Source organism: Streptomyces sp. NBC_00259 (assembly GCF_036181745.1).
Classification (GTDB): Bacteria; Actinomycetota; Actinomycetes; order Streptomycetales; family Streptomycetaceae; genus Streptomyces; species Streptomyces pratisoli.
The window spans coordinates 3,876,350-3,897,535 of sequence record NZ_CP108080.1; the positions used below are offsets into that span (position 1 = coordinate 3,876,350).

Consider the following 21,186-nt stretch of genomic DNA (forward strand, 5'->3'; position numbering starts at 1 on the left):
GCGGGCGCACCATACCCACTGCCAGCCACACCGGGGCCATGCTTGCCGAAAGGGAACAGCCGCCGACATCCGGGTTTGAGCAAGGCTGCGCCGACCCGCCATGATGGGCCTGCCTGGTGAGCGGGACGCGGTGAGGGCCGCCTGGAACACGATGGGGCGAATGGGCGTGGCACGGGTCGTCGCACGAGAACCACGCACCAGCACAAGGATCACGCCACCGCTCGCCACACCGGAGGCAACCGCCTTCGCGGTCGCCCTGCTCGACGACGGCTGGGCGGCGGTGTTCCTGCCCGGCGAACCCGCCCGCCTCGGACGGCTGCTGCTCTGGAAGCCCACCGGGGCAGCGGCGGCAGACGGCACAGTGCCCGAGGGCATCGAATCCGAGTCGGTGGAACTGGTGCTGCCGCACGGCCGGTCGGTCCGACGCCGCAGAGTCGAGGGCTATGCGCTGCCCGCCGCCGTCGCTGTCGCCGCCCTGGCCGACGCCCGGCCGGCGCATCCGTCCGCCGCGGCCTGGCAAGCCGCCTCCCGCTTCGCGCTGCGGCTGCTCGCCGACGGCCGTCTCCATCCGGCCCTCACCGACGCCGGCTACGACACGTGGCAGGCGGGTCCCCTCACCGCCGTACAGCGGCAGACGCTGGACGCCCTCGGCGCCGCCTTCCCACCCCACGCCCACTGCCTGCCCGAACCCGGCCCGGCTCCACTGCGCATCGCGGAACCGGTCGCGCTGGTACGCCAGTTCTGCGACGCGGTCGCGGACGACCTGGTCCGTACTCCGGCCGCGCCGCTCGCGATGGGGGCGCTGCCGTACGCCTGGCGCGAGGCGCGTGCCGTGCCCGTCCTGCGCGAGTGGGCCGAGGAGACCGCCGCCGCGTTCACCGCCGACGTCGGCGTCTCGCTGCGTGTCGACCTGCCCGAGGGGCGGCGCCGGGAGTTCCGGGCCGTTCTGCAGTTGCACACCGCGGCGGATCCGGCGCTCGTCGTAGAGGCCGCACGGCTGTGGAACGAGCCGTCCGAGACCGAGCGCCTCCTCGGCCCTCGCGCCGAGACCGAGACGCTGCTCGCACTGCGCCGCGGCGCCCGCGTCTGGCCTCCGCTCGACCGGCTGCTGAACGACGCCGCGCCGGACCAGCTGCGGCTGACCGACGAGGAGGCGTTCGACCTGCTGGGCGACGCCACCGACACGCTGCGCGCCGCCGGTATCGACGTGCACTGGCCGCGCGAGCTGGTCAAGGCGCTCAGCGCGACTGCCGAGATCGGGCAGCGCACCGCGCCCGGCTCCAGTGCCGGTGGTCTGCTCGACGCCGACGCCCTCCTCGACTTCCGTTGGCAGCTCTCGCTCGACGGTGAGCCGCTCACCGAGGCCGAGATGGATGTCCTCGCCGAGGCACGCCGTCCCCTCGTCAGGCTGCGCGACCAGTGGGTGGTCGCCGACCCGAAGCTGGTGGCCCGCGCCCGACGCCGCCGGATGGAATCGCTCACTCCCATGGAGGCCCTGGGTGCCGCGCTGACCGGCGAGGTGGAGCGGGACGGGGAGACGATCACCTGTGCTGCGGTCGGGGCGCTCGGCGACCTCGTCGCCCGTATCCGTGAGCCCGAGTCCCGTACTCCCGCCACCCAGCCCGCCGCTCTGAAGGCCACGCTGCGCGACTACCAGAAGCGGGGTCTGGCCTGGCTGGCGGAGATGTGCGAGCTCGGCCTCGGCGGCTGCCTCGCCGACGACATGGGCCTGGGCAAGACCATCACCCTGCTCGCCCTGCACCTGCACCGCCAGACCGACCCCGCCACCGCGGGTCCCACCCTCGTCGTATGCCCCACCTCCCTGCTCGGCAACTGGCAGCGCGAGGCCGCCCGGTTCGCGCCCGCCACCCCCGTGCGCCGCTACCACGGTGGCGACCGCCACCTCAAGGACCTGGCCGGGGACGAGATCGTCCTGGTCACCTACGGTGTCCTGCGCCGCGACCGCGATGCCCTCGCCGAGAGCGCCTGGTCGCTGATCGCCGCCGACGAGGCCCAGCACGTCAAGAACCCCTATGCCGTCACCGCCCGCGAACTGCGCGCCCTGCCCGCCCGCGCCTGCGTCGCCCTGACCGGTACCCCCGTGGAGAACAACCTCTCCGAGCTGTGGGCGCTCCTCGACTGGACCACGCCCGGGCTCCTCGGCCCGCTCGCCGCCTTCCGTGACCGCCACGCCCGCGCGATCGAGTCGGGCGAGGACCCGCAGGCCGCCGAGCGGCTGTCCCACCTCGTCCGCCCGTTCCTGCTGCGCCGCCGGAAGTCCGACCCCGGCATCGCACCCGAACTGCCCGCCAAGACCGAGACCGACCGCGTCGTCCCGCTCACCGCCGAGCAGGCGAGCCTGTACGAGGCGGTGGTCCGCGAGACCATGGCGAAGATCACCGAAGCCGACGGCATCGCCCGCCGCGGACTGATTCTCAAGCTCCTCACCGCGCTGAAGCAGATCTGCAACCACCCCGCCCAGTACTTGCGCCAGTCCAGCCCCCTGCACGGCCGCTCGGGCAAACTCGACCTCCTCGACGAACTCGTCGACACCATCACCGCCGAGGGCGAGTCGGTACTGGTCTTCACCCAGTACAAGCAGATGGCGGCTCTGCTGGAGAGACATCTCGCGGAACGAGGCATGCCCACCCTCTTCCTGCACGGCGGCACGCCCGTCACCGCACGCGAGGAGATGGTGGAACGCTTCCAGCGAGGCGAAGTGCCGGTGTTCCTGTTGTCGTTGAAGGCGGCCGGCACCGGCCTCAACCTCACCCGTGCCACCCACGTCGTGCACTACGACCGCTGGTGGAACCCTGCCGTCGAGGACCAGGCCACCGACCGCGCCTACCGCATCGGCCAGGACAAGCCCGTCCAGGTCCACAAGCTCATCGCCGAAGGCACCGTGGAGGACAGGGTGGCGAAACTGCTGGAATCCAAGCGGGCGCTCGCCGACGCCGTCGTCGGCTCCGGCGAAGCCACTCTGACCGAACTGTCCGACGCCGACCTCGCCGAACTCGTCGCCCTGGGGGGGCAGTCATGAGCCCGTCCGTCCCCGGCCCTCGCCGTGCACCCAGCCGCGGCAGGCGTGCCTTCGCGGCGACGTGGTGGGGCCAGGCGTGGGTGACGGCTCTGGAGGACTCCACCCTGGACTCGGGGCGGCTGTCCCGCGGACGCACCTACGCCCGCCAGGGCATGGTCGGCGCGGTCACCATCGCCCCCGGCCAGGTCAAGGCCGCCGTCCAGGGCAGCCGTCCGCGCCCGTACCGCTCCGCCGTCCACCTGCCCGTCCTCACCGACGCCCAGTGGGGCACCCTTCTTGACACCATCGCGGCCCGAGCCGGGCATCTCGCGGCGCTCCTCGACGGTGAGATGCCCGCAGAGCTCATCGACGACGCCCGCCACGCCGGCGTCCCCCTCCTCCCGCAACCCACCGAGCTCGACCCCGAATGCTCCTGCCCCGACTGGGGCCATCCCTGCAAACACGCCGCCGCGCTCTGCTACGCCATCGCCGCCACCATCGACGACGACCCGTTCGTGCTGTTCACTCTGCGGGGCCGCGGACGGGACGACGTCCTCGCAGAACTGCGCGCACGCCAGACAGCGGGCCGGACCACCGACGCCCCGCCCGCTCCGGCCGGTGTCCACGCGGCGGGCGCCTACGCCGCGTGGACCGCCCTGGCCGATCACGCCCCGGGGTGGCCCGGCCTGCCCGACCTGCCCGAAACGTCCGCCCACGACGCCGCGCTGCCGGTCCCCCCACCGGCCGGCAGCGGTCTCGTCGGCGCGGACCTGGAGCGCCTGATGACCGATGTCTCAGCACGCGCGGCACGGCTGCTGTCGGGCGACGCCACCAACCTGCACCTGACCCAGCACCAGGACGCCGTGCGCATCGCCGCGAGCGGCCCCGGCCCTGAGTGGTTCCGCGACCTGGTCCAAAACACCGGCGCCAACCCCACCGCCTTCGCCCGTCTCACCCGCGCATGGCGCCACGGCGGCCCCACCGGCATCACCGTCGTCGAACAGCCCCACAGCCCGGAACCGTCGGCGATGACAGCAGCCCGTACCGCCCTGACCACGGCCCTCGCCGAGATGACCGACACCCCCGTCCGCCTCAGGGCCTGGCGCAACCGCCTCACCCTCCCCGACCACGGCATCCAGCTGCGCCTGGGGCCCGACGCCCGCTGGTACCCCTATCTCCAGGAGAACGACAGCGAATGGTGGCCGGCCGCACCGCCCACCACCGACCCCGTTGCCGCGCTGACCGCGATCTGGCAGCGCACCGGGATGTAGTAGAAATCCCTCAGCATTTCTCGCAGTCACCGGAGCATAGGGTCGTAGGCATGCGACTGAGCACCGTAATCCTTCCCATCCACAGGTGGGGCGAGGGACAGAAGGTCTGGCAGCACGCCGAAGACCTCGGGTTTCACACCGCCTACACCTACGACCACCTCTCCTGGCGCACCTTCCGGGACGGGCCGTGGTTCGGGGCGGTACCCACGTTGACCGCAGCGGCGACAGCTACGCAGAGTATGCGACTGGGTACTCTCGTGACCTCGCCGAACTTCCGGCACCCGGTCACCCTCGCCAAGGAACTGATCACTCTCGACGACATCTCCGAGGGCCGCATCACGCTCGGCATCGGGGCCGGCGGCAACGGCTTCGACGCGACCACCCTGCTGAAGGGCGACGAGGAGCCCTGGACGCCGCGGGAGCGCGCGGACCGCTTCGGTGAGTTCGTGCCCCTGCTGGACAAGCTGCTGCGCGAGCCCGCCGGGACGACGCACGAGGGCCGCTTCTATGCCGCGTCCGAGGCGCGGAACGTCCCCGGCTGCGTCCAGCGCCCCCGCCTGCCCTTCGCCGTCGCCGCCACCGGCCCCCGTGGACTGAAGCTCGCGGCCCGGTTCGGTCAGGCGTGGGTGACGACGGGAGACCCGAAGCTGTACGAGTCGGGTACCCCCGAGCAGTCGGTCGAGGCCGTCGCCGGACAGCTCGGCAATCTGGGCAAGGCCTGTGCCGAAGCGGGCCGGGACGCTGCCGAGCTCGACAAGATCCTGCTCACCGGCTTCACCCCCGACTTCAACCCGGCCCTCGCCGCGCCCCGGCTCGGCCGTCCGCTGGACTCCCTGGACGCGTTCGTGGACTTCGCCGGCCGGCACGCCGAGCTCGGCTTCACCGAGATCGTCGTCCACTGGCCCATCGCGGAGTCGGTCTTCGCCGCTGACCAGGCAGTCTTCGAGCGAATCGCGACGGAGGCCCTGGCACAGCTGCGCTGACCCGGGAGGCCCGTGGACGCAGCACGGTTACTCGCCGCCAGGGGGCGTGTACTCACATGTGCGACCCCCTGCACGGTAGTGCGCCTGGTACGGGAGAATGCGTGGGTGACCTCAGCTACCGATCCTCTCCCGCTGCCCGCCACCGTCCGGCTGATCGCCACCGACCTCGACGGCACCCTGCTGCGCGACGACAAGTCCGTCTCCGAGCGCACCATCGCCGCCCTCGCCGCCGCGGAGGAGGCGGGGATCGAGGTCTTCTTCGTCACCGGTCGCCCGGCGCGCTGGATGGATGTCGTCAGCGACCACGTACACGGTCATGGGCTGGCGATCTGCGCCAACGGTGCGGCGGTGGTGGATCTCCACGCCGGCGGGGAGCTGCTGGAGGTCCGCCCGCTGGAGCGCGCCATCGCGCTCGATGTCGTCCAGCGGTTGCGTGACTCCGCACCCGGCACCTCGTTCGCGGTCGAGACGGCCACGGGTATCCACTACGAGCCCGAGTACCCCCCGTTCCACCTCGACCCGGCCGCCACGGTCGCCCCCGTCGAGAAGCTGCTCCACGAGGACGAGCCCGGTTCCGCCGCTCCGGTGCTCAAACTGCTCGCACGCCACGGGGAGCTGACGCCCGACGGCTTTCTCACCCTGGCCCGTACGGCCGCAGGGGACCTCGCCACCATCACCCGCTCCAGCCCGAGCGCGCTGCTGGAGGTGAGCGGTCCCGGGGTGTCCAAGGCGTCCACGCTCGCGCTGTGCTGTGCGGAGCGTGGGATCTCCTCGGACGAGGTCGTCGCGTTCGGGGACATGCCGAACGATGTCGAGATGCTGACCTGGGCGGGCACGTCGTTCGCGATGGGCAATGCCCACCCGGACGTCATAGCCGCCGCCTCCGGCCGGACCGTCGCGAACAACGAGGACGGCGTGGCGGTCGTCATCGAACGGATTCTGGCCGCGAGCGGAGCCCGGCCGCAGTCCTAGGCCATGTCTGACAAATCCCGCCTGACGCGCGACGCCCGGCACCCGCACTCGCTGCGTTGTCGGAGCCATCCAAGTACGTCCAGTACGAGGATGATCTCCCCCAGCCTTCGGCGGGGGCACCCCCACCGCCTTGCGATTGCACGCACCGGACGCCGCGCACCCCGCCCTGCGGGCGGACGGCGCCATTTGTCAGACGCGGCCTAGGCCGACCGCGGTCCTCGCCCGACCGTCTGCCGGACCGGCCGCGGGCGCAGCCGGCCCGCGAACCACCGGCAGAAGCCGTACGGCGGAGCCCGCCGTACGGCTACAGCCAGACTCCCCGCTTCCGCAGCCAGGCCACCGGGTCCACCGCGGACCCGAAGTGGGGAGTGAGCCGCACTTCGAAGTGCAGGTGCGGCCCCGTCGAGTTGCCCGTGGTGCCGGCCTGTCCGACCCACTCACCGGTACGGACCCGGTCACCCTGGTCGACCGTGACCGCGGCGAGGTGCGCGTACTGCGTGTACCAGCCGTCGTTGTGCTGGACGACCACCTCCATGCCGAAGCCTCCGCCGCAGGAGACGGAGACCACCCGGCCCGCGCCGATCGCCCGCACCGCGCTGCCGATGCCGACGGCGAAGTCCTGCCCGGTGTGGCGGTGCGCCCAGCGTTGACCCGCGCTGTCGAATCCGGCCGACAGCGAGTAGTGCTCGACCGGCGTCACCCATGCCGACCCCTCCGGCAGTTCCGACTGCGGCAGCCGGACCGCGCCCGCGCACTGGCCGGCCGCCGCGCTGCGGTCCGCCTGCGCCTGCAGCGACCATCGCGCCGACTCCAGCTTGCTCTCGATGCCTCGTTTGATCTTCGCCAGCTCCGCCGTGCGCGCGTCCAGGCGGTACCAGGCCTCACGGGCCTTCTCCTCCGCCACCACGGTCAGCTCCTCGGCCTCCTTGGCCCCGTCGAGAAGCCGGTCCATGGTGAGCTGGGCCTTCTCGAACAACCGCTGCCCGCGCAGCAGCTCGTCGGGGTCGTCGGCGAACATCAGCTCCATCGTGGGCGCCAGGTCGCCGCCGCTGCGGTACTGGGCCCGGGCCACGGAGCCGAGCTTGTCGTGCAGCTTCTTGAGCTCGCGCCGCCGGTCGGCCAGCTGCCACTGCAACTGGTCGACGCGGGCGCGCTCGGCGACGGACGCGCTCAGTCCCCGCTCGTACGAGGCACTGGCCTTGCCCACCTCGTCGAGCAGCTGGGCCACCTCGACACTGACGCTCGGCCCGTCGCTTGCGGACGCGGGCGGCGCGGGGAGCAGGGCGATCGAGGACAGCAGCGCACACAGCAATGGCGTGAAAAGCCTTCGGCGCCAGTCGCGTTGTTGGTGTCCCATGCTCGGATCGTCACATCGGATCCGGGGGGTTTGCCACATTTTGCCTGGTTCGTACGGCCAACCGGCCCAGCCGCGCGGAGCTCCCGACCGGCCTCCGCACCGGTTCCTGACGGGGTGTCGAGCCTGGTCCTGACGGGGCATCGGCCATCGGGCCGGGGTCCCGGTCGGTTCCCCGGCGATGACTCCGCCCCGCGGCCCCCACCGGGGAGTCCCACCGGGGACTCCGGCCGGGGACTCCGGGCCGTCAGAGCTCCGGCCGTTCCTCCGCGGAAGGGACGTCGGACGGCGCGGGCGGCGCCGCGGGTGCGGCCTGCGCCTGGAGCGGAGCCTGCCAGATCACCGTCGTACCGCCGCCGCCCTCGGCGATCCCCGGTGCGCACCAGCTCGACCCGCCGAGCGATTCGGCGCGTCGCTGGAGATTGCGGAGCCCACTGCGCCGTCCGCCCTCCGGGATGCCGACACCGTCGTCCGCGACCGACAGCCGCACCCCGTCCGCCGCCTCACGCTCGGCCCCGCCCTCCTCGTCACCCCTGCCGTCGAGCCGGAGCGTCGCGTCCACGACGACCTCGATACGGGAGGCGTCGGCGTGCCGGAAGGCGTTGGAGAGCGCCTCGCGCAGGGCGGCGATGAGGTTCTTCCCGGTGAGTTCACCGACCACCGAGTCGACCGGTCCCAGAAAGCGGTGCGAGGGCTTGAAGCCGAGCGGCACGGCCGCCATGTTGATCTCCCGCAGGACCCGGGTGCGCAGCCCTGACGGGGCTTCGGCGGGTCCCTGCTGGAGCGCGAAGATGGCGGTGCGGATCTCCTGGATGGTGACGTCCAGTTCGTCGACCGCCTTGCCGACCCCTTCTTGGACCGCGGACGCGACCGACCTGCGCGAAGCGCTCTCCAGCATCATCCCGGTGGCGAACAGCCGCTGGATCACCAGATCGTGGAGGTCGCGGGCGATCCGGTCCCGGTCCTCGTACACGGCGAGCCGCTCACGGTCCCGCTGGGCCTCGGCCATCATCAGCGCGAGCGCCGCCTGGGAGGCGAACTGGGTGGCGAGAGTCCGTTCGGCCTCGGTGAACTGCCGTGCCCCACGAGCCCGTGGCGTCACCAGCGCACCGAGCACCCGGCCCCCGCTCTGCAGGGGCAGCAGCATGCACGGACCGAACCGGCTCGCCAGCGTGGTGACCATGCGCGGATCGGTGGAAGCGTCGGAGACGAAGACCGCCTCACCCGCAAGCAGCGATCCGACGACCAGGCTCTCGGCCGGAACGATCACCCCGAGCGGTACGTCCGGCTCCGGGGACGAGACGGCGACGACCTCGAGCTCGCCGTCGTCGGCCGGCAGCAGCACGATCCCGGCGGCCGACTCGGCGAGGCGGCGGGCCTGTTCCGCGACGACGACGAGGGCGTCCTCCGCGTCACCGCCGGACAGCAGCGCGGTGGTGACGGCGACCGAGCCGTCGATCCAGCGTTCGCGCTGCCGCGCCGCTTCGTACAGTCGGGCGTTGCCGATCGCGATGCCCGCCTCGGTCGCGAGGACGCGGACCATGTGCAGGTCGTGGTCGTTGAACTCGGCCCCGCCGCGCTTCTCCGTGAGATACAGATTGCCGAAGATCTCACCCTGGACCTTGATCGGGACACCGAGGAAGGTCCGCATCGGCGGATGGCCGGGCGGGAACCCGCAGGAGCGCGGGTCCGACGTCAGGTCGGCGAGCCGCATCGAGGCGGGATCGTGGATCAGCGCGCCGAGCAGGCCCTTGCGCCCGTCGGGCCGGTGCCCGATCTCCTGGCTCACCGCGTCGCTCACGCCGTACGTCACGAAGTCCGACAGGCCCTCGCCCCCCTCGCTGACGACGCCGAGGGCGGCGTAGCGGGCGTCGGCGAGCTCTGCGGCCGTCTCGCAGATCCGGTCGAGGGTGGAGTGCAGCTCCAGGCCGGTGCCGACGGAGCGCATGGCTTCGAGCAGCTGCGGTAGGCGTGCGGTGAGTTCGGGGACAAGGCCCTGGATGCTCCGGGTCGCCTGGGTGGCGGCTTCGAGGTGATCCTTCGGATCCTCCGGATCTCTCGGCTCCGCGGGGTCCCTCCGGTCCTCCGGCTCTCTCGGCTCCGCAAGGTCTCTCGGGTCCACGGGGTCTCTCGGGTCGGGCGCTGCCATGCCCACGAGAGTAGTTAGTCCTATTTCACGTGGAAAGTCGGCTCTCTGAACCGCTCGCCGAGCAGATCACCGGCACGCTCGCGCTCCAGCATGCGGCGCAGAGGGCCGTCGGCCTCGGCGAGCTCCGCGTACGGTCCGCGCTGTACGGTCCGTCCCTCGTCCAGCACCAGCACCTCGTCGACAGCGTCGAGGCCCCGGAGCCGATGGGTGATCAGCACCGTCGTCCGTCCCTCGGTCGCGACCAGCAGATCCGCGGTCAGGGCGTCCGCCGTGGCGAGGTCCAGATGCTCGGCCGGCTCGTCGAGAAGCAGTACGGGGAAGTCCGCGAGCAGCGCACGTGCCAGCGCGAGGCGCTGGCGTTGGCCCCCCGAGAGCCGGGCGCCGTGCTCGCCGACGAGGGTGTCGAGTCCGTCGGGGAGACCGTCGGCCCAGTCCAACAGCCGCGCGGCGGCGAGTGCCGCGCGCAGTTCGTCCTCGGAGGCGCCGGTACGGGCGAGCCGGAGGTTCTCGCGGATGGAGCTGTCGAAGAGATGGGCGTCCTGGGCGCAGAGTCCGACGAAACGGCGGACGGTGTCCCCGTCGAGCGCGGCCGCGTCCGTCCCGCCGATCGTGTACGTACCCGCCCGCCCGTCCAGGAAGCGCAGCAGCACCTGGGCCAGAGTGGTCTTGCCGGAGCCGGAGAGCCCGACGACGGCGATCCGCTGTCCGGCCGTGAGCGTCAGATCGAGGCCGCTGAGCGCGTCCCGCTCCTGGTCGGCGTGGCGCGCGGTGAGACCGCGGACCTCCAGCGGGAACGCGGACGCGGGCGCGGGAGCCGGCTCCAGGGGTTCGTGCACCGGCGCCGGGGCGTCGAGCACCTCGAAGACCCGCTCGGCGCTGCGCTTCACCCGCTGCCGGTACTGCACGGCGAGCGGAAGCCCTGCGACGGCCTCGAACGCGGCGAGCGGGGTCAGCACCACGACGGCGAGTTCGACGCCTTCGATGCGGCCCGAGTGCACTGCGGCGACACCCGCGTACGCGGCGAAGGCGACGGTCAGGCCGCAGGCCACCGCGGACAGCCCACCACCGAGCGCGGTGGCGCTCGCGGCGCGCGAGGCGATCCGGGTGAGCGCGTGGTCGGCCTCCCGCACCGCGCTCATGCGGCGCTTGAGCGCTCCGGTGACCGTCAGCTCGGCCGTGCCCCTGAGCAGATCGACGACCCGGGTGGCCAGCACCCCGCGAGCGGGGGCGAGCCGGCGTTCGGCCCGCCGGGCGGACACCCCGCTGACCATCGGCACGGCCACGCCGGCTGCGAGCAGCCCGATGGCCAGGACGGCACCCGCCTCGGGCAGCAGCCACGCCGTGAACCCGACCGAGGCGGTTCCGACGACGACCGCCACCCCCGCGGGCAGCAGCCAGCGCAGCCAGTAGTCCTGGAGCGCGTCGACATCGGCGACGAGCCGGGACAGCAGATCGCCGCTTCGGGTACGCCGCAGCCCGGCGGGAGCGATCCGCTCCAGCCGCCGGTACACGCTGACCCGGAGATCTCCGAGCATCCTCAGCACGGCGTCGTGCGACACGAGCCGCTCCGTGTACCGGAACACGGCCCGCCCGATCCCGAAAGCCCGCGTCGCCGTGACGGCCACCATCAGGTAGAGCACGGGCGGCTGCTCCGAGGCACGCGAAATGAGCCACCCGGACACCGCCATCAGCCCGACGGCCGACCCGAGCGCCAGGCTTCCGAGCAGCAGCCCGGCCACGAGCCGCCCCCGCAACTCCCCGGCCAAGCCCCGCACCCGCGCCGGCGTCCCGCCGCGGGCCCCGCCGGACTCGTGCACGCGGGCGGGACCGTCCTCCCGGCCCGTGTCCTCCGGCGAGCCCGACGGCCGCGGAACACGGGAAGCGCCGGGAAATCCCTGGTCCACCCCTTCGAGGACCGACCGGGCGAGGGAAACCTGGGGCACCGCATCGACGAAGGTCTCGGCGGGGCGCAGTTCGACCACCCGGTCCGCCAGCGACAGCAACGCCGGCCGGTGGACGACCAGCAGCACCGTCCGCCCCCGCGCCAGCCTCCGCACCGCGTCCACGACGCCCGCCTCGGTCTCCCCGTCCAGCGCCGCTGTCGGCTCGTCGAGCAGCAGCAGCGGCCGGTCCGCCAGAAAGGCCCGGGCCAGAGCGAGGCGCTGGCGCTGACCGGCCGACAGGCCCGCGCCGTCCTCGCCGAGGACGGTCTCCACCCCCTGCGGCAGCCCGGCCACGAAGTCGTACGCCCCCGCGTCCCGCAGCGCGGCCATGACCGCCGCGTCATCCGCGCCGGGCCGTGCGAGCCGCACATTCTCCGCGACCGTTCCCGCGAAGAGATACGGCCGCTGAGGCACCCACGCGATCTTTCCGTGCCAGGCCCCACGGTCCACAGACGCCAGATCGACCGGTGCCTCCCCCGCGCCGCCGACCCGGACCGTCCCCTCGTCCGGCTGTACGAACCCGAGCACCACATCCAGCAGAGTCGACTTCCCGACCCCGCTCGGTCCGACCAGCGCGACGATCTCGCCGTCCTCCACCACCAGCGACGCCGCGTCCAGCGAAGGAGCGGACCGCCCCTCGTGCCGTACGGTCACGGAGTCCAGCTCCAGCCGTACGCCCCTCGCACCGGGCACCGGACCCGTACCAGCCGCCGGGACCGGGGTCTCCAGCACCGCGAAGATCTCCTCCGCCGCCGAGAGACCCTCCGCCGCCGCGTGATACTGCGCCCCGACCTGCCGCAGCGGCAGATACGCCTCGGGCGCGAGGATCAGCACCACAAGGCCGGTGTAAAGATCCAGGTCGCCGTGCACGAGCCGCATCCCGATGCCGACCGCCACCAGTGCCACCGACAGGGTCGACAGCAGTTCCAGCGCGAACGACGACAGGAACGCGATCCGCAGCGTCTTCAGCGTCGCCCGCCGGTACTCGGAGGTGATCGTCCGGATCGACTCGGCCTGCGCCTTGGCCCGTCCGAACACCTTCAGCGTCGGCAGCCCAGCGACCACATCCAGGAAGTGCCCGGACAGCCGTGACAGCAGCTTCCACTGACGGTTCATCCCGGCTTCCGTGGCCCAGCCGATGAGCACCATGAAGATCGGAATCAGCGGCAGGGTCACCACGATGACCGCCGCAGAGACCCAGTCCTCGGTGACGATCCGGGCGAGCACCGCGACCGGGACCACCACCGCGAGCCCCAACTGCGGCAGATAGCGGGAGAAGTAGTCGTCGAGTGCGTCCACCCCTCGGGTGGCGAGGGCCGCCAGCGAGCCGCTTCGCTGCCCACTCAGAAAGCCCGGCCCCAGCGCTGCGGCCCGCTCCAGCAACCGCATCCGCAGCTCGGACTTGACCGCCGCGCTCGCTCGGTGGGCGGCCAGCTCCGTCAGCCAGGCAACCAGTCCGCGCCCCGCCGCGACCGCCGCCAGCAGCACCAGCGGATCCCACAGTTCGGAGACGTCCAGCCCCTGCCGGAACGCTCCGACCACCACCTCGGCGATGAGCATCGCCTGGGCGACGACCAGCGCCGCCCCGGCAAGGCCGAGAGCCACCACGGCCGCCATGAAGAGGCGGGTGGCCCGGGCGTACCGGAGCAGACGCGGGTCGACGGGTTTCACGTGAAACATCCCTCACTCAGGGGGCCGGCGGGAGGCCGTGCGGCCCTACGGAACGCGGAACTCAGTGCGGATCAGCGATGTGCTGTGTGCCGATCCGCTTCCGGAACACCCAGTAGGTCCAGCCCTGGTACAGCAGGACCACGGGCGTCGTGATCCCCGCGCACCACGTCATGATCTTCAGCGTGTATGGGCTGGACGAGGCGTTGGTCACCGTCAGGCTCCACTCCTCGTTGAGCGACGACGGCATGACGTTCGGGAAGAGCGTCAGGAACAGCATCGCCACGGCGGCCACGATCGTGAGGCCCGACAGTGCGAACGACCATCCTTCGCGCCCCGCCTGATTCGCACCGACCGCCCCGACCAGCGCGACCACGGCGATGATCATCGCGACCAGGCTGATCCCGTCGCCCTTGTCGGCCTGCGTCCAGCTGAGAAAGCCCAGCGCCAGCACGGCCGTGATCAGGCCCAGCTTCCGCGCCAGCTTCCGGGCCCGCTCCCTGATGTCCCCGACGGTCTTCAGCGCGACGAACACCGTGCCATGGAAGGTGAACAGGGTCAGGGTCACCAGTCCGCCGAGAAGGGCGTACGGATTCAGCAGGTCGCCGAAGGTGCCGACGTACTCCATGTCCTGATCGATCTTCACGCCGCGCACGATGTTCCCGAAGGCCACACCCCACAGCACCGCCGGCACCAGCGAGGTCCAGAAGATCGCCTGCTCCCAGTTGCGCTGCCACCGCTCCTCCGGCCGCTTCGCCCGGTACTCGAAGGCGACTCCACGCACGATCAGACAGACCAGGATCATCAGCAGCGGCAGATAGAAGCCGGAGAAGAGCGTGGCGTACCACTCCGGGAAGGCCGCGAACGTCGCACCGCCCGCCGTCAGCAGCCACACCTCGTTCCCGTCCCAGACGGGACCGATGGTGTTGATGAGGACGCGCTTCTCGACCCGGTTCCGGGCGAGCAGCTTCGTCAGAATGCCGACCCCGAAGTCAAAGCCTTCGAGGAAGAAGTAGCCGGTCCAGAGAACGGCGATGAGTACGAACCAGACGTCGTGGAGTTCCATGCCTCAGCTCCCAGTCCTTCGGTCTCAGTACGAGAAGGCCATAGGCCGGTCGGCGTCACGGTCGTCGCCGCCGATCCTGGTGGGCGGGTTGAGGTCGGATTCGGTGAGCTCGGGAGGACCTGCCTTGACGTACTTCACCAGCAGCTTGACCTCGATCACGGCGAGCACGGCGTAGAGCGCCGTGAAGACGATCATGGAGGTGAGCACCTCACCCTGGGACACACCGGGGGAGACCGCGTCGCGGGTGCGGAGCACGCCGTACACGACCCAGGGCTGCCGCCCCATCTCGGTGAAGATCCAGCCCCAGGAACTGGCGATCAGCGGGAAGCCGAGCGTCCAGAGCGACGCCAGCCAGTACAGCTTGGTGAGCTTCGGCCCGAGCGGCTTCTTGAAGAGCACCACATGCGGCACCTCGTCCTCGCCCACCCGCAGTGCCGGCGGCAGCATGAACTTCTTCCGGGTCAGCCAGAGCCCGGCGAGTCCGATCGCGAAGGACGTCATGCCGAAGCCGATCATCCAGCGGAAGCCCCAGTACGCCACGGCGATGTTGGGCCGGTAGTCACCGGGCCCGAACTTCTCCTGCAAGGCCTTGTTGGTGTCGTTGATCCCGGGCACGTGCGACGTGAAGTCGCTGTGGGCCAGGAAGGACAGCAGGCCCGGAATCTCTATGGCGACCTTGTTGTGCCCCTTGTCCACGTCCCCGTAGGCGAAGACGGAGAACGGTGCCGGCTGCTCGCCCTCCCAGAGGGCTTCCGCCGCGGCCATCTTCATCGGCTGCTGCTCGTACATGACCTTGCCCAGGAAGTCGCCGCTGATGGCGGTGAGCAGACCCGAGACGGCGATGGTGACCAGGCCGAGCCGCAGCGAGCTCTTCATCACCGGGATGTGCTTCTTGCGCAGCAGGTGGAAGGCGGCGATGCCGACCATGAACGCGCCACCCACGAGGAAGGCCGCGGACAGGGTGTGGAAGACCTGGGTGAGCGTGGTGTTCTGGGTCAGCACCAGCCAGAAGTCGGTGAGCTCCGCCCGACCGTTCTCCTTGTTGATCCGGTAGCCGACCGGGTGCTGCATCCAGGAGTTGGCCGCCAGGATGAAGTACGCGGAGAGGATCGTGCCGATGGAGACCATCCAGATGCAGGCGAGATGGATCTTCTTCGGCAGCTTGTCCCAGCCGAAGATCCACAGCCCGATGAAGGTGGACTCGAAGAAGAAGGCGATCAGCGCCTCGAACGCGAGCGGGGCTCCGAAGACATCGCCGACGAAGCGCGAGTAGTCGGACCAGTTCATGCCGAACTGGAACTCCTGCACGATGCCGGTGACCACGCCCATCGCGATGTTGATCAGGAAGAGCTTGCCCCAGAACTTGGTCGCCCTGAGGTACTTCTCGTTCTCGGTCCGCACCCAGGCCGTCTGCAGGCCGGCCGTCAGCGCGGCCAGTGAGATGGTCAGCGGCACGAAGAGGAAGTGGTAGACGGTGGTAATGCCGAACTGCCAGCGCGCCAGTGTCTCTGGCGCCAGAGCTAGGTCCACGTCGTCTCTCCTTACGTCGGCGTGGTCACCGCGTGGTCACAGCGTGTGCCCCGACAGCCTGCCCTGTAATTCACCTCATTCCATGAGGCTCAGGGCGCGCTTGTGAACGCGTTCACATTCACAAGCAATTATGACCCATACGAAATCCGCACCGTCAAGGGGGGTCCCCCTGAGGGCCACCACCCCTTGGCCACCATCCGTCGGGATGCCGTCCCGCTCCTGACATACCGACGCCCGCACCCCGGGGATCGGGTGTGCGGGCGTCCGGTCGCGGTCGGCGGCTACATCTCCTTGCGGAACGCCTCCGCGGCCTGCAGGAACACGTCGTTCGCCTCGCACTCGCCGATGGTGACCCGCACACCCTCGCCCGCGAACGGCCGCACCACGACACCGGCACGCTCGCACGCCGCCGCGAAGTCGACCGTGCGCTCCCCGAGCCGCAGCCAGACGAAGTTCGCCTGTGTCGGCGGCACGGTCCAGCCCTGACCCACCAGCCCGTCGTACACCCGCGTCCGCTCCGCCACCAGCGAGCCGACCCGCCCCAGCAGCTCGTCCTCCGCCTGCAGCGAGGCGACCGCCGCGTCCTGCGCGAGCTGGCTGACGCCGAAGGGCACCGCCGTCTTCCGCAGCGCGGCCGCCACCGGCTCATGGGCGACCGCGAAACCGACCCGCAGCCCGGCCAGGCCGTACGCCTTGGAGAAGGTGCGCAGCACGGCGACATTCGGCCGCTCGCGGTAGATCTCGATGCCGTCGGGAACGGCGGCGTCCCGGATGAACTCGCGGTACGCCTCGTCCAGGACCACCAGCACGTCGGACGGGACCCGGTCGAGGAACCGCTCCAGCTCCTCCCGGTGCACCACCGTGCCGGTGGGGTTGTTCGGGTTGCAGACGAAGATCAGCCGGGTACGGTCGGTGACGGCGTCCGCCATCGCGTCCAGATCGTGCACATCACCCGAGGTCAACGGCACCGGCACCGCCGTGGCACCGCTGATCTGCGTGATGATCGGGTACGCCTCGAAGGACCGCCAGGCGAAGATCACCTCGTCGCCCGGGCCCGAGGTGGCCTGCAGCAACTGCTGGGCGACACCCACCGATCCCGTGCCGGTCGCCAGATGCGAGACGGGCACCCCGAAGCGGTCCGCGAGCTCGTTCATCAGGCCGGTGCAGGCCATGTCCGGGTACCGGTTGAAGGTGCCCGCGGCGGCGATCGCGGTCTCCATCACGCCGGGCAGCGGGGGGTACGGGTTCTCGTTGGAGGAGAGCTTGAACGCGGCCGGGCCGCCGGCAGCGGCGGGCTTGCCCGGCTTGTACGTGGGGATGCCGTCCAGCTCGGCGCGCAGCTTGGGGCTCGTCTCGCTCACCGCAGGTCCTCCTCGACCGTCATACATGCTCACCAATACTGCTCACCCTATGAGGATTCCTGGCCGCTGCGAATGGGTGAGCCCGGAACGCCGGGAATGCCGGAGCCGGGGGGAGCGCTCTGTGATCAGCCGCGCGCCGGTGGCTCACGCCGTGGCGCGCATCCCTCGTAGTAGTGAGTTGAGACCTCTTCGAGACCTCGACCATTCGGCAGGCCTATGCCGGTCGACAACCGTGAGACCAGCGCCCTACCTCCCAACTCCCTTTATTTCAAAGGCAATTGACCACATCGAGCCATGCAGAAACGTGCCTGTCAACGACTGCATATGCTGGCGGCTCAACCGTCCGCCATCGCCCTACTATCGGCCTGCCATGACAGCAGCAGGGAAGCACCAGGTGAGCCGGACGGAGACATCACGCCGGGGCAGCCGGCCAGGCCGGGCGGGCATCCGGGACGTAGCCGCCGCAGCCGGTGTCTCCATCACGACTGTCTCAGACGCACTGAACGGAAAGGGCCGGCTCCCGGACGCCACCCGCCGACACGTCCGCGAGGTCGCAGACCGGCTGGGTTACCGCCCGTCGGCCGCGGCACGCACGCTCCGTACCGGCAAGTCCGGACTCATCGGCCTGACGGTGACCACGTACGGGGATGAACCTTTCACCTTCACCGAGTTCGCGTACTTCGCGGAGATGGCGAGAGCCGCGACCTCCGCCGCCCTCGCCCGCGGATACGCCCTCGTCATCCTCCCCGCCACCTCGCGCCACGACGTCTGGTCGAACGTCGCGCTCGACGGCACCGTCGTCATCGACCCGTCCGACCACGATCCGGTGGTCACCGAACTGGTCCGCCAGGGTCTGCCCGTCGTCTCCGACGGCCGCCCCGCCGGCACGCTCCCGGTCACCGCCTGGGTCGACAACGACCACGAGGCCGCCGTCCTCGATCTGCTCGACCACCTCGCCGCCGGCGGGGCCCGCCGGATCGGTCTGCTCACCGGGACCACCACGGACACCTACACCCGGCTGTCGACCACGGCGTATCTGAGCTGGTGCGAGCGGGTCGGCCAGGACCCGGTCTACGAGGCGTACCCCGCGCACGATCCGTGTGCCGGGGCCGTCGCCGCCGACCGGCTCCTCGCCCGGCCCGACCGGCCCGACGCCGTCTACGGGCTCTTCGACCCCAACGGCACCGATCTGCTCGCCGCCGCCCGGCGGTACGGACTGCGCGTCCCCGAGGATCTGCTGCTGGTCTGCTGCAGCGAGTCCACGATGTACGCCAACACGGAACCGCCGATCACCACCCTGTCGCTGAAGCCGCGGCGCATCGGCACCGCCGTCGTCCAGTTGCTCATCGACGCGATCGAGGGAATCGGCGACAACGGTCCGGTCGAGCAGGTGATACCGACCGAACTCATCGTCCGGACGTCGTCACAGCGGCGTTCACCACGGACGACCGTGAGTGCCCCACGGGCTTCTTCTCAGGACTAGACCAACGCAATTGGGGCGAAACAGTCGATGAACCGGGGGTGTACCCGGATTCAGCACCCCTGGTGCATCACACAGCACGATCCGCATTCCTATGATGGGCGCACGACACCGCGGTTCGTCCCCGACCAGGCCGGTCCGACGGTGCAGGGTGGCGCGACGGTGGTGGAGGGGTCGATGACTCAGGGGGCCGGTCAGGGACCTGTGGTGCGGACGGCGACGTTGCGTGACTTCCGTGTGCCCCCGTACGCGCAGGTCCCGGTGCAGTCGCAGTCCCTGTCCCATGAGTACGTACTCACTCATCCCGAGGATCTCCCGCGTCCCGACGCGGCCGTGCGTCCCGAGGACCCCTCGCGTCCCGAGGACGAGGTCCCGCACGCCATGTCGGCCGCGCCGGCCCACCCCGGCAACGTCCTCCCGGACGACGAGCCCCCCGAGGGCTACACCCCCACCGAACGCGATCTGCCGATCATCAACCGCGGGGACACCCTGCAGGTGACCGTGGCCCCCGCCGAGGCACCGGACTCCGCCCAGGACGGCCTCGGTCCGCTCTTCGTCGTCGGAGACGTCCACGGCTACCTGGACGAGCTCGTCGCCGCACTCGCCGAACAGGGCCTCATCGATCCGGAAGGCCACTGGTCGGCGGGCAACACCCGACTGTGGTTCCTCGGCGACTTCACCGACCGCGGTCCCGACGGGATCGGCGTCATCGACCTCGTCATGCGGCTATCGGCCGAGGCCGCGGCGGCCGGCGGCTACTGCAAGGCCCTGATGGGCAATCACGAGCTGCTGCTGATCGGCGCCAAGCGGTTCGGTGACAAGCCCGTCAACTCGGGCGCGGGCACCGCCACCTTCCAGGCGGCCTGGCTGCTCAACGGCGGCCAGAAGAGCGACATGGACCGTCTCCAGGACGTCCATCTGCAGTGGATGGCCCGGCTGGACGCGGTGGTCGAGGAGGACGGGCATCTGCTGATGCACTCCGACACGACGGCCTATCTCGAATACGGCACCACGCTCGAGGACGTCAACGACAACGTCCACGAGATCCTCAACCGCAACGACGCCGACGAGTGCTGGGACCTCTTCCGCAAGTTCACCAAGCGCTTCGCGTTCCGCGACGAAGACGGCCCACAGGCCGTGCGCAAACTGCTCGCCACCTACGGCGGCGAGCGCGTCGTCCATGGTCACAGCCCCATTCCGTATCTGCTGGGCGAGGTCGGAACCGAGGACGCCGGAGACGGGGAGGAAGCGTCACGCCCGGTGGTCGAAGGCCCCCACGTGTACGCGGACGGTCTCGCCATCGCCATGGACGGCGGAGTGACCATGGCCGGAAAGATGCTGGTCGCCCGGCTTCCGCTGCCCGGCTGAGGCAATCCGGGACAGGCGATTTCCGGAAACCCCCTGTCACCCCGTGCCGTAACCGCTCTACCATCGGCTTATCCGTAGCAGGCTCTCCTCCGTTTCCGCCCAACCGCCCCGAAAACAGGGGCAATCCGGCCCTACGGAGCATCGGGGGATGCACATGAACAGCGCTCCGCACCTGCTGACCGAGGATCGCGCCGATTACGAGCGCATCCTCGACGACGCACTGCGCACCGCGCACGACCGTCCGGGTGTCGACGGCATCGGGGAGCGGCTCAACGCCGAACAGCTGCGCACGATGGCCCTCAACGCCACCGCGCTGATCACCGGCGCCGCCGCCGCTGAGTACGAGCACTTCGTCAAGGTCCGCGAGGAGACGCGCACGTCCGCGGCCTCGTCCGTCAGCCGCTCGGTACTCGGCCCGGCGATGGGCGAGGCGTCCGAGGCCGGTGCCGGTTTCGGTGCCGTGCTCACCGTCCTGGCGCCGGTCCTGGCCGGCACCGCCGCGCTGATCTTCCTGCTCTTCGGCTACATCCTGAAGCTGGTCAGCCCCGAGCCCGCCTTCGCGGACACCCTGTTGACGGCGGGCTGGTTCTTCGGGGCGCTCACGGCCGCCGGAATACTCGCCGCCGCGATCGGTCTGCTGATCACGGCACTGCGCAACGGCGCGACCCAGGTTCCCGCCGAGGACGCGGGCGGCGAACTGCCCGACGAGGTGGCACGCGCCAGGGAAGCCTGGCGGCACGCGCTGCTGGAACGCGGCATTCTCCCGTTCCTCCGGGCCGCCCTGGCCGACCCCAGCGTCGATCCCGCCTCCCCGACGCCGCCGCGCCGGGTGAACCGGATCCCCAAGATCGGCTACAGCGGCCCCGAGTTCTCCAGCCCGAGCGAGGGCTCAACGACCGGCTCCCGCCCGACGTTCACCAGCCCGGACTTCACCAGCCCGGACTTCGGCCCCCCGGAACACCAGCCCGAGTAGCCGGAGGCTGCCGTACCTCGGGAGTGATCGCGCCGGGGCGAGACTGGTA

The 21,186-nt window shown here is 70.9% G+C and carries 12 protein-coding genes and 1 pseudogene; 7 read left to right on the top strand and 6 right to left on the bottom strand.

Annotated features, from left to right (window positions below):
• The first annotated feature begins 160 nt into the window (after positions 1–160).
• The 4 genes from OG766_RS17430 to OG766_RS17445 all read left to right on the top strand — a co-directional run bounded on the left by OG766_RS17430 (position 161) and on the right by OG766_RS17445 (position 6,245).
• Positions 161–3,040 carry a DEAD/DEAH box helicase gene (locus OG766_RS17430; protein WP_328725725.1) on the top strand — a complete coding sequence of 960 codons (2,880 nt, stop codon included), beginning with the start codon at positions 161–163 and terminating at the stop codon, positions 3,038–3,040.
• A complete protein-coding gene (locus tag OG766_RS17435; RefSeq protein ID WP_328725726.1) occupies positions 3,037–4,290 on the top strand; it encodes an SWIM zinc finger family protein in 1,254 nt (417 codons plus the stop codon). Before OG766_RS17430 ends, OG766_RS17435 begins: the two co-directional genes overlap by 4 nt.
• Positions 4,291–4,340: 50 nt before the next feature.
• Positions 4,341–5,273: an LLM class flavin-dependent oxidoreductase gene (locus tag OG766_RS17440; protein WP_328725727.1), complete on the top strand. Its 933-nt coding sequence runs from the start codon at positions 4,341–4,343 to the stop codon at positions 5,271–5,273.
• A 105-nt stretch (positions 5,274–5,378) separates the two neighbouring features.
• Complete coding sequence (locus OG766_RS17445) at positions 5,379–6,245, top strand: HAD family hydrolase (protein ID WP_266380169.1); 867 nt, start codon at positions 5,379–5,381, stop codon at positions 6,243–6,245.
• A gap of 304 nt (positions 6,246–6,549) precedes the next feature.
• Here OG766_RS17445 and OG766_RS17450 read toward each other — a convergent pair whose 3' ends face one another.
• The 6 genes and pseudogenes from OG766_RS17450 to hisC all read right to left on the bottom strand — a co-directional run bounded on the left by OG766_RS17450 (position 6,550) and on the right by hisC (position 17,316).
• Entirely contained in the window at positions 6,550–7,602 is a 1,053-nt protein-coding gene (locus OG766_RS17450) for a M23 family metallopeptidase (RefSeq protein ID WP_266380171.1), read from the bottom strand.
• Between the two features lie 319 nt (positions 7,603–7,921).
• Positions 7,922–9,748: pseudogene (locus OG766_RS17455) on the bottom strand (sensor histidine kinase); the annotation flags it as partial.
• Between the two features lie 20 nt (positions 9,749–9,768).
• Positions 9,769–13,362: a thiol reductant ABC exporter subunit CydD gene (gene cydD / locus OG766_RS17460; RefSeq protein ID WP_328725728.1), complete on the bottom strand. Its 3,594-nt coding sequence runs from the start codon at positions 13,360–13,362 to the stop codon at positions 9,769–9,771.
• Positions 13,363–13,423: 61 nt separating this feature from the next.
• Complete coding sequence (gene cydB / locus OG766_RS17465; protein WP_328725729.1) at positions 13,424–14,425, bottom strand: cytochrome d ubiquinol oxidase subunit II; 1,002 nt, start codon at positions 14,423–14,425, stop codon at positions 13,424–13,426.
• 24 nt (positions 14,426–14,449) lie between these two features.
• Positions 14,450–15,955 carry a cytochrome ubiquinol oxidase subunit I gene (locus tag OG766_RS17470; protein WP_266380182.1) on the bottom strand — a complete coding sequence of 502 codons (1,506 nt, stop codon included), beginning with the start codon at positions 15,953–15,955 and terminating at the stop codon, positions 14,450–14,452.
• A 281-nt stretch (positions 15,956–16,236) separates the two neighbouring features.
• Positions 16,237–17,316, bottom strand: coding sequence for a histidinol-phosphate transaminase (gene hisC, locus OG766_RS17475; protein ID WP_328725730.1), 1,080 nt, complete (start codon positions 17,314–17,316; stop codon positions 16,237–16,239).
• A 370-nt stretch (positions 17,317–17,686) separates the two neighbouring features.
• Here hisC and OG766_RS17480 point away from each other — a divergent pair, with 370 nt between their 5' ends.
• The 3 genes from OG766_RS17480 to OG766_RS17490 all read left to right on the top strand — a co-directional run bounded on the left by OG766_RS17480 (position 17,687) and on the right by OG766_RS17490 (position 21,137).
• Positions 17,687–18,799: a LacI family DNA-binding transcriptional regulator gene (locus tag OG766_RS17480; protein ID WP_266380188.1), complete on the top strand. Its 1,113-nt coding sequence runs from the start codon at positions 17,687–17,689 to the stop codon at positions 18,797–18,799.
• Between the two features lie 174 nt (positions 18,800–18,973).
• Complete coding sequence (locus OG766_RS17485) at positions 18,974–20,164, top strand: metallophosphoesterase (RefSeq protein ID WP_328725731.1); 1,191 nt, start codon at positions 18,974–18,976, stop codon at positions 20,162–20,164.
• Between the two features lie 148 nt (positions 20,165–20,312).
• Positions 20,313–21,137, top strand: coding sequence for a hypothetical protein (locus OG766_RS17490; protein ID WP_266380193.1), 825 nt, complete (start codon positions 20,313–20,315; stop codon positions 21,135–21,137).
• Positions 21,138–21,186 lie beyond the last annotated feature (49 nt).

Bases quoted from the DNA above. Each gene is read 5' to 3' on its own strand.
- OG766_RS17450 (WP_266380171.1), bottom strand. From the start codon at position 7,602: ATGGGACACCAACAACGCGACTGGCGCCGAAGGCTTTTCACGCCATTG.
- OG766_RS17485 (WP_328725731.1), top strand. From the start codon at position 18,974: ATGACTCAGGGGGCCGGTCAGGGACCTGTGGTGCGGACGGCGACGTTG.
- OG766_RS17435 (WP_328725726.1), top strand. From the start codon at position 3,037: ATGAGCCCGTCCGTCCCCGGCCCTCGCCGTGCACCCAGCCGCGGCAGG.
- OG766_RS17480 (WP_266380188.1), top strand. From the start codon at position 17,687: ATGACAGCAGCAGGGAAGCACCAGGTGAGCCGGACGGAGACATCACGC.
- OG766_RS17490 (WP_266380193.1), top strand. From the start codon at position 20,313: ATGCACATGAACAGCGCTCCGCACCTGCTGACCGAGGATCGCGCCGAT.
- cydB (WP_328725729.1), bottom strand. From the start codon at position 14,425: ATGGAACTCCACGACGTCTGGTTCGTACTCATCGCCGTTCTCTGGACC.
- OG766_RS17440 (WP_328725727.1), top strand. From the start codon at position 4,341: ATGCGACTGAGCACCGTAATCCTTCCCATCCACAGGTGGGGCGAGGGA.
- OG766_RS17430 (WP_328725725.1), top strand. From the start codon at position 161: ATGGGCGTGGCACGGGTCGTCGCACGAGAACCACGCACCAGCACAAGG.